The following is a 12,950-nucleotide window of genomic DNA, read 5'->3' on the forward strand; positions in this document are numbered from 1 at the left end:
ACACCCTTAAGTGACTGCACAGTAACCACCCGGGCGGTCAATCGACCGACCGGGTGGCCACCATCGAGGTACGAGGAGCCGCCCGGCGTCAGGCCGACGCGGCCTTCTTGCCTCGCGTCGCTCCGCCACGCCCACGAAGCGTGACGCCCGACTCACTGAGCATCCGGTGCACAAAGCCATACGAGCGGCCGGTCTCTTCGGCCAGCGCCCGGATACTCGCACCGGAGTCGTACTTCTTCTTCAGGTCTGCCGCGAGCTTGTCGCGCGCGGCGCCGGTCACCCGGCTGCCCTTCTTCAGAGTCTCGGCCACCCGTGCCTCCTCATGGGAAGTGCGCTCTGGACTTCTCATGATCACCCCTCAAGAGCTTCCTGGCCACCCATTCGGCAAGGTCCGTAGGACAAGCTTTGAGCGGGGGGAGTCCGTCCCCACGAGCGGAATTTGACATTCCGGACGTCCGCGTCCGTACGGCCGAACGGGTTCATCGACGAAGGTCCAGGTCAGCGAGGCGCGACGGCCAGAGCCTCGGGAGCGAAGGGCCCGGCCACGAAATCGATGTAGGACACACCTCGGTACGAGGAGATCTCACACAGATGATGGATCACGGATCGGCCGAATGATCCATACGCAGTGGATCAGTCATTCGATCAAGCGCGGCTGACCCCGGGCTCAGGGCGGAAGAAGAGCCGAGGGTTCAGGGCTCATGGCTCAGGCGAGGGCCACCAGGTCCGCGTAGTCCGAGCCCCACAGGTCCTCGACGCCGTCCGGCAGCAGGATGATCCGCTCCGGCTGGAGTGCCTCGACGGCGCCCTCGTCGTGGGTGACGAGGACGACGGCGCCCTTGTAGGTCTGCAGCGCGCCGAGGATCTCCTCGCGGCTGGCCGGGTCGAGGTTGTTCGTCGGCTCGTCGAGGAGGAGGACGTTCGCGGAGGAGACCACCAGGGTCGCGAGCGCGAGGCGGGTCTTCTCGCCGCCGGAGAGGACACCCGCCGGCTTGTCGACGTCGTCGCCGGAGAACAGGAACGAGCCGAGTGTCTTGCGGACCTCGACGAGGTCAAGATCGGGGGCGGCGGAGCGCATGTTCTCCAGGACCGTGCGCTTCGGGTCGAGGGTCTCGTGCTCCTGCGCGTAGTAACCGAGCTTGAGGCCGTGGCCCTCGATGATGTTTCCGGTGTCGGGCTTCTCGACGCCGCCGAGCAGCTTCAGAAGGGTCGTCTTTCCGGCGCCGTTGAGGCCGAGGATGACGACGCGCGAGCCCTTGTCGATGGCCAGGTCGACGTCGGTGAAGATCTCCAGGGAGCCGTACGACTTCGACAGCCCCTCCGCCATGAGCGGGGTCTTGCCGCACGGGGACGGCTCGGGGAAGCGCAGCTTGGCGACCTTGTCCGCCTTCCGCACGGCATCCAGACCGGCCAGCAGCTTGTCGGCACGGCGGGCCATGTTCTGCGCGGCGACGGTCTTGGTGGCCTTGGCGCGCATCTTGTCGGCCTGCGAGTGCAGCGTGGCGGCCTTCTTCTCGGCGTTCTGCCGCTCACGCTTGCGGCGCTTCTCGTCGGCCTCGCGCTGCTGCTGGTAGAGCTTCCAGCCCATGTTGTAGACGTCGATCTGGGAGCGGTTGGCGTCCAGGTAGAACACCTTGTTGACGACCGTCTCGACCAGGTCGACGTCGTGGGAGATCACGATGAAGCCGCCGCGGTAGGTCTTCAGGTAGTCGCGCAGCCAGACGATCGAGTCGGCGTCGAGGTGGTTGGTGGGCTCGTCGAGGAGCAGGGTGTCCGCGTCGGAGAACAGGATCCGCGCCAGCTCGATACGGCGGCGCTGACCGCCGGAGAGCGTATGGAGGGGCTGGCCGAGCACGCGGTCTGGCAGGTTGAGCGCGGCGGCGATGGTGGCGGCCTCGGCCTCGGCGGAGTACCCGCCCTTGGTGAGGAACTCGGTCTCCTGGCGCTCGTACTGCCGCATCGCCTTGTCCCGGGTGGCGCCCGAGCCGTTGGCGATGCGCTGCTCGTTCTCCCGCATCTTGCGGATCAGGGTGTCCAGGCCGCGCGCGGACAGGATGCGGTCGCCGGCGAGCTGGTCGAGGTCGCCGGTGCGCGGGTCCTGCGGGAGGTAGCCGACCTCGCCGGAGCGGGTGACGTTGCCCCCGGCGGGTGTGCCCTCGCCGGCGAGGACCTTGGTGAGGGTCGTCTTCCCCGCGCCGTTGCGGCCGACCAGTCCGATGCGGTCGCCCTTGGCGATACGGAAGGTGGCGGACTCGATGAGGATGCGGGCGCCGGCACGCAACTCGATACCGGAAGCGGAAATCACGGACAGACTCCTGGGCAGGGTCGATGACGGAGTGGGCGGCTGAGGTCGTTCACGCCGTCTAATGCGCGAGGAGAATGGCCATGGGCCAAGTCTAACGGGGCCGTGCAACCAAATTGGCTGCGTGCGGGTGTTCGGGACTGTGACGCTCATTGCCCAACGGAGTGCGGCCGGGGCGATCCGGCCGAGGTCGTCCACGGCGATGAGCTGGGCCGTCCAGGAGGTTCCCGCGCGGGGCCGCGCGGGCAGGAGCTCCATCGCGTGACGCATCGCACGCGCGGGCACCAAGGGCGGCCCCGGCCGGCGGGCGGCACCCGGCGCAGATCGCCGTCGGTGGTGGTGCGGTACGTGGCGTCGCACTGCGGGGTGACGACGGCGAGCATGCACACGGTCGAGCCGGGAGTGCGCCGACGCCGCCTCGGGCCACGAGCCGGTCGGCGGCGCCGGCGAGGGTCCGGTGCCAGTGGACGATGCCCCGGATGGTGTCCCTGACCAGTGGTGTCCCTGACCAGTGGCGTCGCGACGAGTGGTGTCCGCGACCAGTTCGTCGTCCCAGAGCGTGATGGCGCCCCCGCAGTGGGGAGCACAGCGAGGGGTGGCAGCCCTCTCGGGCTTCCGCTGAGCGGCCGAATCCCGGGCGGGGCCGCCTGGATCCCGCTCGGCGGGGCGTTGTCAGTGCCGGGTGCAAGACTGTGGAACAGGTCATGATTCGGCAGTTTTCCGACGGCGGAACGAGAGGGAGTGGTCGGCATGGCAGGGATCGGCGGCCGGAGTCCGAGCATCTATCCGACGCTGCTGTACGCGGACGCCAAGGCCGCGATCAGGCAGCTCACGGAGGCTTTCGGCTTCACCGAGGCGTCGGTGTACGAGGGCGAGGGCGGCACGGTGATGCACGCGGAGCTGGTGCAGGGGAACGGCGCGGTGATGCTCGGTTCCAAGGGCCGCGGCGGCCGCTTCGACGAGGCGATGAAGGGCGCGGGCCACACCGGGGTGTACGTCGTCGTGGACGACGTGGACGCGCACCACCAGCGGGCCGTCGACCACGGAGCCGAGATCCTGATGCCCCCGACGGACCAGGACTACGGGTCGCGGGACTACATGGCCCGGGACATCGAGGGCAATATCTGGAGCTTCGGCACGTACACCCCGGAGCTGGGGGCCTGACCCCCCGGGTCAAGGTTCTGCCCCCGGATCAAGCGTCTGACGGCTTGCTCGTCCGCCCGGCCGGGCCCGCTCAGCTGCCCCCGGTGTGCACCTGGAAGGCGGCGCGTCGTACGGCCTTGGCGAGGGCCGGGTCGGGGTGGGCTGCAGCGAGCGCGACCAGGACCTGCACGGTGCGGGGGTGGCCGACCGCGCGCACCTCGTCGAGGAGCGCGGGCACGGTGGGCTGTATGGCGGACTCCAAGTGCCGTACGAGGAGCGGGGCTTCACCGTGGTCGGCGACGGCCGCGGCGGTGTCCACCCACAGCCAGGTGGCCTCCTCGCGGGTGAGCACCTCGTGGGCGTCCTCGGGGTCGTGCCCGTCGTGCTCGGCGAGCCACAGCAGGGCGTACGGGCGCAGGTAGGTCTCGTCGGCCACGGCTCGTACGTCGGGCTCGGCGGGGGCGCCGACGACGCGCAGAGCCTCGAAGGCGAGACCGCGCAGGAGGGCGTCCTCACCGCGGGCGGCGGCGAGGAGCTCGGTGACGGCGCTGCCGACGGGGCGGGCGGCGAGCCAGGCGCGGTACTCGGCGCGGGCCGCGTTCGGCCGCAGCTGGGCGCAGCCGCGGAGCATGTCCTCGGCGCCCTGCTCGATGTTCCCGGCGGGGCTCTGCGCGGCGACGCAGATCTGCTCCAGCTTGACCCAGACGGCCCAGCTGCCGAGCGGGGTGAGCGTGGCCTGACCGTCGGCGCAGGTGAGGGCGCCCACGGCGGCCAGGGCGTGCAGGGCCCAGTCCAGGAGGGGCGCCGGCGGGGTGTCCTCGGCGGGGCGCTCGGCGGGCTCGGGCTGCGGGCCGTAGGGGATTTCGCAGCGCTCGGTGCGCAGTTCTGTGACGCGCTGTTCGAGCAGGTCGAGGAGTTGGGGAACGGGGACCTGTCCGGCGGACAGCTGGAGGAAGGAGAGCACCTGGGGCATGGCCGAGACGACCTCGGCGACGGCGGCGGGCTCGTGACCGTCGGGGCCGGGGTGGGCGATCGACCACGCGTCGAAGAGGGCGACCCAGCCGCGCAGTACGGCGCTGTCGTCGCGGTGCCAGGCACGCAGCCGCCAGCCGGGGCGCGCGATGCCGCCGTGCACCTCGACGAGACCCGCGAGACGTGCGGTGTCCCAGTCCGCGCGGACCTGAGCCGGGCTCAGGGCCAGGTCCGTGGCGGCCCGTTGGGCGGTCGCCTCGGAGAGGGTGCTGCCCTGGCCGTCCGAGGCCGCGCCGCCTTGGCCCCTGCCAGGGCTCAGGGCAGTGTCGGCCCAGCGGGCGACGCGGGCCGCGCCGGCGAGCTGGGCGCGCGCCATACGGGCGAGTTCCGCGGGTGCCGGTGTGCCCTCGGGCGGGCGGGGTGCGGGTCGGCGCGTGGGCCGCTGGGTCATCGCTCGGGGGGCGGCGGCCAGGGTTCGCGGGCGGACGAGTCGGAGCCTGGAGTCGCGCGGGATACGGGACGTCACGGGGGCAGTCTTCCGGTTGACGGTCCGAAAACCCAAACGGAATGTCACGCGGGGCGACAGGGGTGGCCAACGCACCGTGTTCGGCGAGCGCTCGTTGGGGGTGAACGACCAGGTGGTACGGGGTTAAACGGAAGCTCGGTGGCCGGGGTGACCGGAAGCGCCCGGGCGGGTCGAGGGGGTGGCCCCGGAGCGGGTTGAGGAGGTGGCTTCGGGAACGGGCCACGGAGACGGCTCGGGAATGCGTTGAAGAGGTGCCTCGGAAGCGGACCACGGAAACGTGCCGGGAACAGGCTGAAGAGGTGCCTCGGGAACGGGCCACGGAGACGTGCCCGGGAACGGAAACGAGGAGGCGGGCCGGGAACGGGCTGAGGAGAAGCCTCGGGAGCGCGCCAATGAGGTGAGCCGGGGAGCGGGCTTGCGGGCTTGCGGGCTTGCGGGCTTGCGGGCTTGCGGGCTTGCGGGCTTGCGGGCTTGCGGGCTTGCGGGCTTGCGGGCTTGCGGGCTGCGCAGTGGTCCAGGGCGTACCTCGGCGGAGGCTTCGACGGAAGGTCGGCCTGTGCTGGGGCCAAAGAGGTGGCCCGCGGCGCGGGCCACGGAGATAGTGCCGGAAGCGGGAGCCGAGGGGGTGGCTACATCAGCGGGGTGAGGAAGCGGCGGAGGGCTTCTTCGTAGCCGGCCGGGTCGGCGTTCCACATGGCGCCGTGCGGGGCGTCCCGGACCGTGTGCAGACTGACGAGATCGGGGCGGCGCTCGGCGAGGCGGCGCGAGAGGCCCCAGGGGGCGACCGTGTCGTCGGGGCCGTGCAGGACGAGGACCGGCACCTTGAGCCGATAGGGGTCGGCGGCGCCCTGGATGCGGTCGGCACCAAGGCCCGTGCGGCCCTGGGCGGCGCGGACCGCCAGCGGCAGCAGGGCGCCGGGGGTGCGGCGGGCCGTGGCGAGGGCGCGCAGCGTGGCCTCCCAGCTGAGGACGGGCGAGTCCAGGACGAGGCCGGAGATCCGGTCGCGCAGCGCGGAGTGCGCGGCGGCGCGCAGGGCCATGGTGGCGCCGGTGGACCAGCCGTGCAGAACGACCCGCTCGGCGCCGTGGCGCACGGCGTGGCGGATGGCCGCGTCCAGGTCGCGCCACTCCGTTTCGCCGAGGTGGTTCAGGCCGTCCGCAGGACGCGGGGCGCCGAGGTCGCCGCGGTAGGCGAGGTCGAGGACCGGGAAGTGGTGGCGGTGCAGGAACTCCATGACGTTCATGGGGTGTTCGCGCGTGGCGCCGAGGCCGTGCACGGTGATCACCCAGGTGTCGCGGGCGGCCGGCACCAACCAGGCGGGCAGGACGCCGAGTTCGCCCGGCACGTCCACGTCGGTGTGGTCGAGGCCGAGGGCGGTGCTGGGGTCGCCGATGTGCACGGCGGGCGTGAACCAGACCCTTTCGCCGGGTTCCAGGGTGCCGTGGGTGACGCGTTCCAGGCGGCGTACGACGGTGTCGGCGGAGTGCGGGGCGGCGTTCAGGAGCGGGCCGACCACCGCGTGGCTGCCGTCGCCGCTCAGGCCGTACACGCCCGGGCGCTGGGAGGCCAGGGCGCGGGTCAGGGTGATCCGGCCCGCGGCCGTGGCGTGGACGGTGAGACGGGGTTCGGTGGGCAGTGGTTTGCCCGGCGGCGCCTTGAGGGCGGCGTCGCTGGCGAAGCGGCCCGCTGCGACGGTGGCCGCGCCGGCTATGGCAACGGTGAGGGCGGTGGTGACGGCTGCGGTCGTCGGCTTCACGGGTCCAGTCTCCTGAGGGAGCCCGCTGTCGGCCAGTGGAGCGGGGCGGGGTGTTTGGTGCGGCCCGCCGTCCTTTGCTGTTGGTCGGTGGATCCGTGGGGGACGCGGCGGGTTCGGCACCGCCGGAATGGTGCGCCCCGGCTGAGCGCCGTCGCGGTGGGGATCGTGGCGGCCGGGGGCAGGAGCGAGACGCCTCAGCTTTCCGGCTGCCCATACCCCCGCAACCGCTCCCCCACCTCACGTACCTCCGCCTCGGAGAGGAGCGTGGGCGTGTGCCCCGGGAGCGAGGACGCCGTCAGCCACACCCGGCACATCCACTCCAGTTGGGCCGTACGGTCGTAGGCCTGGGCAAGGGTGGGGCCGTAGGTGAGGGTGCCGTGGTTCTGGAGGAGGCAGGCGGTGCGGTCGCGCAGGGCTTGGAGCATGTTCTCGGCCAACTTTTCCGTGCCGTAGGTCGCGTAGGGGGCGACGCGGACGGGGCCGCCCAGCGCGGCGGCCATGTAGTGGATGAGCGGCAGCTCCGTGACGAGGGTCGAGACGGCCGTGGCGTGCACTGCGTGGGTGTGCACGACGGCCCGCGCGTCGGTGGCCCGGTAGATCGCGAGATGCATGGGCAGTTCGCTGGTCGGAACGAGTGAACCGAGGACCCGTCGGCCGTCGAGGGCGACCCCGCAGATGTCCTCGGGCGCCAGCCGGTCGTACGGGACTCCGGTCGGCGTGACCAGGACGGTGTCCCCGACGCGCACCGACACGTTGCCCGACGTACCGACGACCAGACCGTCGGACACGGTCCGGCGGGCCGTCGCCACGAGGTCACCCCAAGCCCGTTCCAGTGCCTCGCGCGCCCGAGGCGCACCCCGTTCCCCCGCGTCCCGCCCGTTCCCTGTGTCCCGCCGCTGCTCAGCCATGCCCGCGATCCTGCCAGCCGGGTGTCCCAACCCCGCGCGGGCGAGGGCACTTTAGGGCGGAATCCATGCATCCGAAAGGTCACAGACAGGGACAAATAATCCGCCGCGAGCAAATGACCGGCATCCGACGGCCTTTCAGGGACCTTCCAGTAATCTCTGGGAGATTTTTCGTGCGCGTCGCCATTCCGGGGGGAAACATGGCTCGTGATCGCAAACCGTCCCGCCCTCGCGCCCGCCTCGTCGCGGCCTCTGTCGCGACCCTGGCACTGGGCGGAACCGCTCTCTTGGAGGTGCCGGCCTCGGCGGCCGCCAAGCCCAAGGGACACGACGTCTCCTCGCACCAGAAGAACGTCAACTGGTCGAGCGCGAAGAGCAAAGGCGCCAAGTTCGTCTACGTGAAGGCAACCGAGTCCACCACCTACCGCAATCCGTACTTCGGGCAGCAGTACAACGGTGCGCGGGGCGCGGGCCTGGTCCGCGGGGCGTACCACTTCGCGTTGCCGCACAAGTCGTCCGGCAAGGCCCAGGCCGCGTACTTCGTGCGCAACGGGGGCGGCTGGCGGGCGGACGGCTGGACGCTGCCGCCCGCGCTGGACATCGAGTACAACCCGTACGGCAAGAAGAAGTGCTATGGGCTGAGCAACAGCAAGATGGTCAGCTGGATCAAGTCTTTCAGCGACGAGGTGAAGCGGCAGACCGGCCGCCGACCGGTGATCTACACCAACTACAACTGGTGGAAGATGTGCACCGGCAACAGCGCCGCCTTCGCCTCCAACCATCCGCTGTGGCTGGCCCGCTACAGCTCGTCGGCGGGGTCGCTGCCGTCGGGCTGGAGGTTCTGGACGTTCTGGCAGCACGACAACAGCGGCAGCCTGCCGGGGGACCAGAATCTCTTCAACGGGTCCAAGGCTCAGCTCAAGAACTTCGCCAAGGGGTAGTCAGGTAGTCAGGATGGCGGAGCCCTGGGTTCCGCCTCCGCTCGAGGGCCCCTCGCCGCCACTCCGGCACAAGTGGAGTGGCGGCACTACTATCGGGTCACCTTGCAGCCTGCCTCAGTTCACTTTCCGTTCATCCAGGTTGCCTACGGTCCACGAGCCAATGACGTCCAACAGAAGTTCGGGTAAATGGAAAACTTCTCGCTGATCCTCGCGATTGTGGTGATCACTGCACTCGCGTTCGATTTCACGAACGGTTTCCACGACACCGCCAACGCGATGGCCACCACCATCTCGACCGGTGCCCTCAAGCCCAAGGTCGCGGTGGCCATGTCGGCCGTCCTGAACCTTGTCGGCGCCTTCCTCTCCGTGGAAGTCGCCAACACGATCTCGAAAGGGCTCGTGAACGAGGACGGCATACAACCCGAGGTCATCTTCGCGGCGCTCGTCGGCGCCATCCTCTGGAACCTGCTGACCTGGCTCGTCGGACTCCCGTCCAGCTCCTCGCACGCCCTGATGGGCGGCCTGATCGGCGCCACCGTCGCCTCGGCCGGCCTGGACGCCGTCCACGGCGACGTGCTCGTCACCAAGGTCCTGATCCCCGCGGTCGCCGCGCCGATCGTCGCTGGTCTCGCCGCACTGCTGGCCACCCGGCTGACGTACAAGGCCGGCAGGAACATCGACGAGAAGTCCTCCGCGAAGGGCTACCGCGCCGGGCAGATCGCCTCCGCCGGCCTGGTCTCGCTCGCCCACGGCACCAACGACGCCCAGAAGACGATGGGCATCATCACCCTGGCCCTGGTCGCCGGAGGCGCCATCGCCCCCGACTCGGACCCGCCGGTCTGGGTCATCCTCTCCGCGGGTCTGGCCATCGCGCTCGGCACCTATCTCGGCGGCTGGCGCATCATCCGCACGATGGGCAAGGGCCTGACCGACCTCCAGCCGCAGCAGGGCTTCGCCGCCCAGACCAGCGCGGCCACGGTCATCCTGGCCTCCTCGCACATCGGCTTCTCCCTCTCCACCACCCACTCGGTCTCCGGCGCCGTGATGGGCGCGGGTCTCGGCCGCAAGGGCGGGGTGATCCGCTGGTCCACCGCCACCCGGATGTTCGTCGCCTGGGGTCTGACCCTGCCGGCCGCGGCCCTGGTGGCCGCCCTCGCCGAGTACCTGACCTCCCTCGGGGGCTGGGGTACGGGCGCCGTCGCCGTGTTCCTGGTCGGCTCCAGCGCCTGGATCTGGCTGGCCTCCCGCCGCCAGGTGATCGACCACACCAACGTCAACGACGCCGATGAGCCCGCGGGCGTGGTGACCACCGCCATGGCGGCCGTCACACCGCCTCCGGCGGGCGTCGACGAGGACGTCGTGGCCACCGTCCAGACCCCCGCCACCGAGGCCGCGACGAACCAGTCGACGCCGTCGGCCACGGTCTGAGCCCACCGGAATCCGATCCCACCGGAAGAAGCAACAACAGTGCACATCGACTGGGCAGCCCTCGGCTCCGTCTTCGGAGTCAGCCTCATCGTCACCGTCGCCCTCGTGGGCCTCTTCACCCTCGGCATCGTCGGCCTCTCCAAGCGCGAGACGGCCTCCGCCCAGGGCAACTCCGCGGCCCTCGCGCTCACCGGCGCGTACGCGTGCTTCGCGGCGTGTACGGCAGCAGTCGCGTACGGCATCTATCTGATCGTCGCCTGACCCCGCCCGGCCCCGCCCGATCGTCGCCTGACCCCGCCCGATCGTCGCCTGATTCCGCCGCTCGTCGGCTGCCCCCGCGCGCCGGTCAACCACCCCGCGCGCCCCGCCACTATGTCGGCGTCTCTCCGTTTACCTCTTGTGCGAATGCCCCGGACGATCAAGCGTCCGGGGCATCCCCATATGTACGACTTTGGTCGTTACGTACGGTAAGGTCTACACCGCACCGCGACCTCGTCGAAGCGACATGTGTCGAATGGACGGCAGCTAGCCGCCGACACCCAACTAACCTATTCTATGAGGAAGTTGCTACTCGACGTTGGCCGCTCGACCAGTCGAAGACGACATGCAGCAGGGAGCGCCATGGCCAGGGACATCGATCCGAGCCTGAATCGACGCAGGCTCCGAATCGAACTGCGCAAGGCCCGTGAGGACGCCGGCCTCACTCAGCGGGACGCCGCGAATGCCCTTGAATGGTCCCTGTCAAAACTGATCCGGCTGGAGGCCGGGACGGTCAGCATCAGCGTCACCGACCTGCGCGCGCTGCTCCAGCAGTACGACGTCACCGAGGCGCATCTGGTGGCCGAGCTGGAAGAGGCCGCGCGCGGCTCGAAGGGGCTGTCCTGGTGGGCGCCGTACAGCGACATGGTGCGCCCGCAGTTCGCGCAGTACCTGGGCTACGAGAGCGCCGCGACCTCGATCCGCATCTACCATCCGACGCTCATCCCGGCCCTGTTCCAGACCGAGGACTACGCGATGGCACAGGTGGCGCCCCGCTCGACCAACGAGGAGGCCCGGCGGTCGGCGGAACTGCGCACCACCCGGCAGGAGCGGAGCTTCGACGGCGAGCAAGGGCCGGAGGTGGGGATCGTGCTGGACGAGTCGGCGGTCCGGCGGGTCATCGGCGGCCCCGGGGTGATGCGGCGGCAGCTGGAACATCTCAAGACACTGTCCGAGCACCCGCGCGTCACCATGCGGGTGCTGCCCTTCTCGGCGGGCGCGCACTACAGCTTGGTCAGTTCGTTCATCCTGCTCGGTTTCAAGGACGACGACGACCTGCTCTACCTCGAAGGCCCCACCGGCAGCGTGTCCAACCGTGACGACCTGGATCTCACGGCGCGCTACCAGGAGTGCTTCGAGGACATCAGCAACAAGGCGTACGAAGGCGACCGGATGATCGAGCTGATCGACGCGGTCAAGGAGAGTCTCGACAACACCTGACCCCGGGAGGGACGACCCGGGCGAAACAACGGGGAGGGCCCATGGCGGTCTTCGGGTTCCTTGAGTGGTGCAGGGGGCTGCTCGCGGCCCGCTTCGTGGCGGCGGGCGAGCCCTCGGGTGCCCCTCCGGAGACGACCGCCGACCCGGGCGAGGACGGCACTGTTCCCATCGACGACAGCGCGCTCAAGGCGTACGCCATGCAGCGGCGGGAGTGGGCCGAGGCGCTCATCGACGTGGAGAGCGCACGGGTCGATGGCGAAATACGGTTACTTGCGGTCCGTCTGCTGCTGGGCACGGCATGCGGCAGCATCCTCCTGTTCAGCATCGCCGTGTCCGCCCGGATCGCCCCCAGCCTCCGGATGGGCTCCCTGACTCCCCTGACCACAACGGTGTTGGGTGCGCTGGGCGCTGCCGTCGTCACCGCCCTCGCGGCCGGCGTGGGCAAGGTTCTGCGCGGTCGTTCGGAAGTCGCGCGGTCCTCCGCGGTCAGCGGGCCCCAGAGTCCCGCGGGCGAACTGCCGCCAGAGCCCGGTTCAGGGCCCGGAGACGCTCCGTGACCGGAGTGATCCCCCACCAGAGCCCGGCGCCCGCGGCGGCGAGGACGGTCACGCTCACCCAGACGAGAACCCGCGCCTCGGCTCCCGGCACCAGCAGCGCCGCGAGCGCGCCGACCCCCACGGCGAGCACGCCCGCCGACAGGGAGAAAAGCAGTAGCGGAGCGGCCGCCGACAGGGAAGTGCGCGGCGGATGGGCACCTCCCGCACGTGCCGAGACTTCCTTGGCCCTGTCTCCCATGTGGGTCCCTCCCGTCCCTTGGACGGATCTTCAGAAACCGTCCGCTGCCGGGTTCTCAAGCTCAGCCAGCAAACCACACCAAGTGACCCGGCGAAAGACGAGTACCGGGCCTTCGCGTCGCTTCGAATCGCGCACCAGAACGCGCGCCCCCTCTACGGCCACTTCCACACAGTCGCCGGATTCGTCCTTCGAGTAACTACTCCTGGTCCACACCCGTGCCGAAGGCTCCCTGCCGACCACACCGACCTCCACCTCACCAGTCAGCGCACCGACACAGCGTCCTCACCGCGACGACCCGAGCGCCGTGTCCGGCCACTGCCCGAGGCAGCGGAGGCTCGGCCACACCAGGTTCGTCTCCCCGCCACGAAATACCCAATGCCGCTCGTCGGCGCTCTCAGTGTTCGTACTGCCGTTCCTCCAGTCTTCCCCGCTTTCCCGCCCGGAAAGAGCCCAGAAAGCGCCGATTCGGACGACTGACGATATTTCAGCGGTGTGGGGCTCAGCACACCGCAGCTTCGCAGGTCAACAGCAAGTTGACGGTTGTTCGCGGGCCGTGGTGGACTGCCGGGGCCATGTACGACGGCAGGAGAGGAAGCCGGTGCGAATCCGGCGCGGTCCCGCCACTGTTACCGGGGAATCGATCCCCCGGGAGCCAGGAACTCTCGCCGTCGGTCTCGTCGAACCAGGGCGTGGACACCCTGA

General features: G+C 70.2%; 12 protein-coding genes and 1 riboswitch. Of the genes, 6 read left to right on the forward strand and 6 right to left on the reverse strand.

Translation table 11 applies throughout. The annotated features are described in order from the left end of the window. Positions 1-88: 88 nt before the first annotated feature. Together ACTWQR_RS33740 and ACTWQR_RS33745 are read right to left on the reverse strand one after the other, a co-directional pair. Positions 89-310: a helix-turn-helix domain-containing protein gene (locus ACTWQR_RS33740; protein WP_006123601.1), complete on the reverse strand. Its 222-nt coding sequence runs from the start codon at positions 308-310 to the stop codon at positions 89-91. 396 nt (positions 311-706) lie between these two features. Beyond that, positions 707-2,305, reverse strand: a complete 1,599-nt coding sequence (locus ACTWQR_RS33745) for an ABC-F family ATP-binding cassette domain-containing protein (RefSeq protein ID WP_443231005.1) — start codon at positions 2,303-2,305, stop codon at positions 707-709. 747 nt (positions 2,306-3,052) lie between these two features. On the opposite strand from ACTWQR_RS33745, the gene ACTWQR_RS33750 reads away from it, so the two are divergent. Then, entirely contained in the window at positions 3,053-3,466 is a 414-nt protein-coding gene (locus ACTWQR_RS33750) for a VOC family protein (RefSeq protein ID WP_443231006.1), read from the forward strand. A gap of 70 nt (positions 3,467-3,536) precedes the next feature. Here ACTWQR_RS33750 and ACTWQR_RS33755 read toward each other — a convergent pair whose 3' ends face one another. The 3 genes from ACTWQR_RS33755 to ACTWQR_RS33765 all read right to left on the reverse strand — a co-directional run bounded on the left by ACTWQR_RS33755 (position 3,537) and on the right by ACTWQR_RS33765 (position 7,608). Next, on the reverse strand, positions 3,537-4,943 hold the full coding sequence (locus tag ACTWQR_RS33755) for a hypothetical protein (RefSeq protein WP_443231007.1): 1,407 nt from the start codon (positions 4,941-4,943) through the stop codon (positions 3,537-3,539). 629 nt (positions 4,944-5,572) lie between these two features. After that, a complete protein-coding gene (locus tag ACTWQR_RS33760) occupies positions 5,573-6,700 on the reverse strand; it encodes an alpha/beta hydrolase (RefSeq protein ID WP_443231008.1) in 1,128 nt (375 codons plus the stop codon). A gap of 194 nt (positions 6,701-6,894) precedes the next feature. Continuing rightward, positions 6,895-7,608, reverse strand: coding sequence for a class II aldolase/adducin family protein (locus ACTWQR_RS33765; RefSeq protein ID WP_443231009.1), 714 nt, complete (start codon positions 7,606-7,608; stop codon positions 6,895-6,897). A gap of 197 nt (positions 7,609-7,805) precedes the next feature. Between ACTWQR_RS33765 and ACTWQR_RS33770 the strand changes: the two genes are divergently transcribed. The 5 genes from ACTWQR_RS33770 (at position 7,806) to ACTWQR_RS33790 (ending at position 12,010) form a co-directional block, all read left to right on the forward strand. Then, positions 7,806-8,546 carry a lysozyme gene (locus ACTWQR_RS33770; protein ID WP_443231010.1) on the forward strand — a complete coding sequence of 247 codons (741 nt, stop codon included), beginning with the start codon at positions 7,806-7,808 and terminating at the stop codon, positions 8,544-8,546. Between the two features lie 186 nt (positions 8,547-8,732). After that, the gene (locus tag ACTWQR_RS33775) at positions 8,733-9,974 is read left to right on the forward strand and encodes an inorganic phosphate transporter (protein WP_443231011.1); all 1,242 of its coding nucleotides are present in this window, start codon (positions 8,733-8,735) and stop codon (positions 9,972-9,974) included. A 39-nt stretch (positions 9,975-10,013) separates the two neighbouring features. Continuing rightward, positions 10,014-10,235, forward strand: a complete 222-nt coding sequence (locus tag ACTWQR_RS33780; RefSeq protein WP_443231012.1) for a hypothetical protein — start codon at positions 10,014-10,016, stop codon at positions 10,233-10,235. Between the two features lie 360 nt (positions 10,236-10,595). Then, positions 10,596-11,453 carry a helix-turn-helix domain-containing protein gene (locus ACTWQR_RS33785; protein WP_443231013.1) on the forward strand — a complete coding sequence of 286 codons (858 nt, stop codon included), beginning with the start codon at positions 10,596-10,598 and terminating at the stop codon, positions 11,451-11,453. Between the two features lie 41 nt (positions 11,454-11,494). Next, a complete protein-coding gene (locus tag ACTWQR_RS33790) occupies positions 11,495-12,010 on the forward strand; it encodes a hypothetical protein (RefSeq protein ID WP_443231014.1) in 516 nt (171 codons plus the stop codon). 268 nt (positions 12,011-12,278) lie between these two features. Here the strand turns inward: ACTWQR_RS33790 and ACTWQR_RS33795 are convergent, their stop codons facing one another. Further along, a complete protein-coding gene (locus ACTWQR_RS33795) occupies positions 12,279-12,500 on the reverse strand; it encodes a DUF397 domain-containing protein (RefSeq protein WP_443231015.1) in 222 nt (73 codons plus the stop codon). A 285-nt stretch (positions 12,501-12,785) separates the two neighbouring features. Continuing rightward, a riboswitch (cobalamin riboswitch) is annotated at positions 12,786-12,932 on the forward strand. Positions 12,933-12,950: the final 18 nt, after the last annotated feature.

The organism is Streptomyces sp. 2A115 (assembly GCF_052245575.1).
Lineage (GTDB): Bacteria > Actinomycetota > Actinomycetes > Streptomycetales > Streptomycetaceae > Streptomyces.

Bases quoted from the DNA above. Each gene is read 5' to 3' on its own strand.
- ACTWQR_RS33770 (WP_443231010.1), top strand. From the start codon at position 7,806: ATGGCTCGTGATCGCAAACCGTCCCGCCCTCGCGCCCGCCTCGTCGCG.
- ACTWQR_RS33775 (WP_443231011.1), top strand. From the start codon at position 8,733: ATGGAAAACTTCTCGCTGATCCTCGCGATTGTGGTGATCACTGCACTC.
- ACTWQR_RS33765 (WP_443231009.1), bottom strand. From the start codon at position 7,608: ATGGCTGAGCAGCGGCGGGACACAGGGAACGGGCGGGACGCGGGGGAA.
- ACTWQR_RS33785 (WP_443231013.1), top strand. From the start codon at position 10,596: ATGGCCAGGGACATCGATCCGAGCCTGAATCGACGCAGGCTCCGAATC.
- ACTWQR_RS33790 (WP_443231014.1), top strand. From the start codon at position 11,495: ATGGCGGTCTTCGGGTTCCTTGAGTGGTGCAGGGGGCTGCTCGCGGCC.
- ACTWQR_RS33750 (WP_443231006.1), top strand. From the start codon at position 3,053: ATGGCAGGGATCGGCGGCCGGAGTCCGAGCATCTATCCGACGCTGCTG.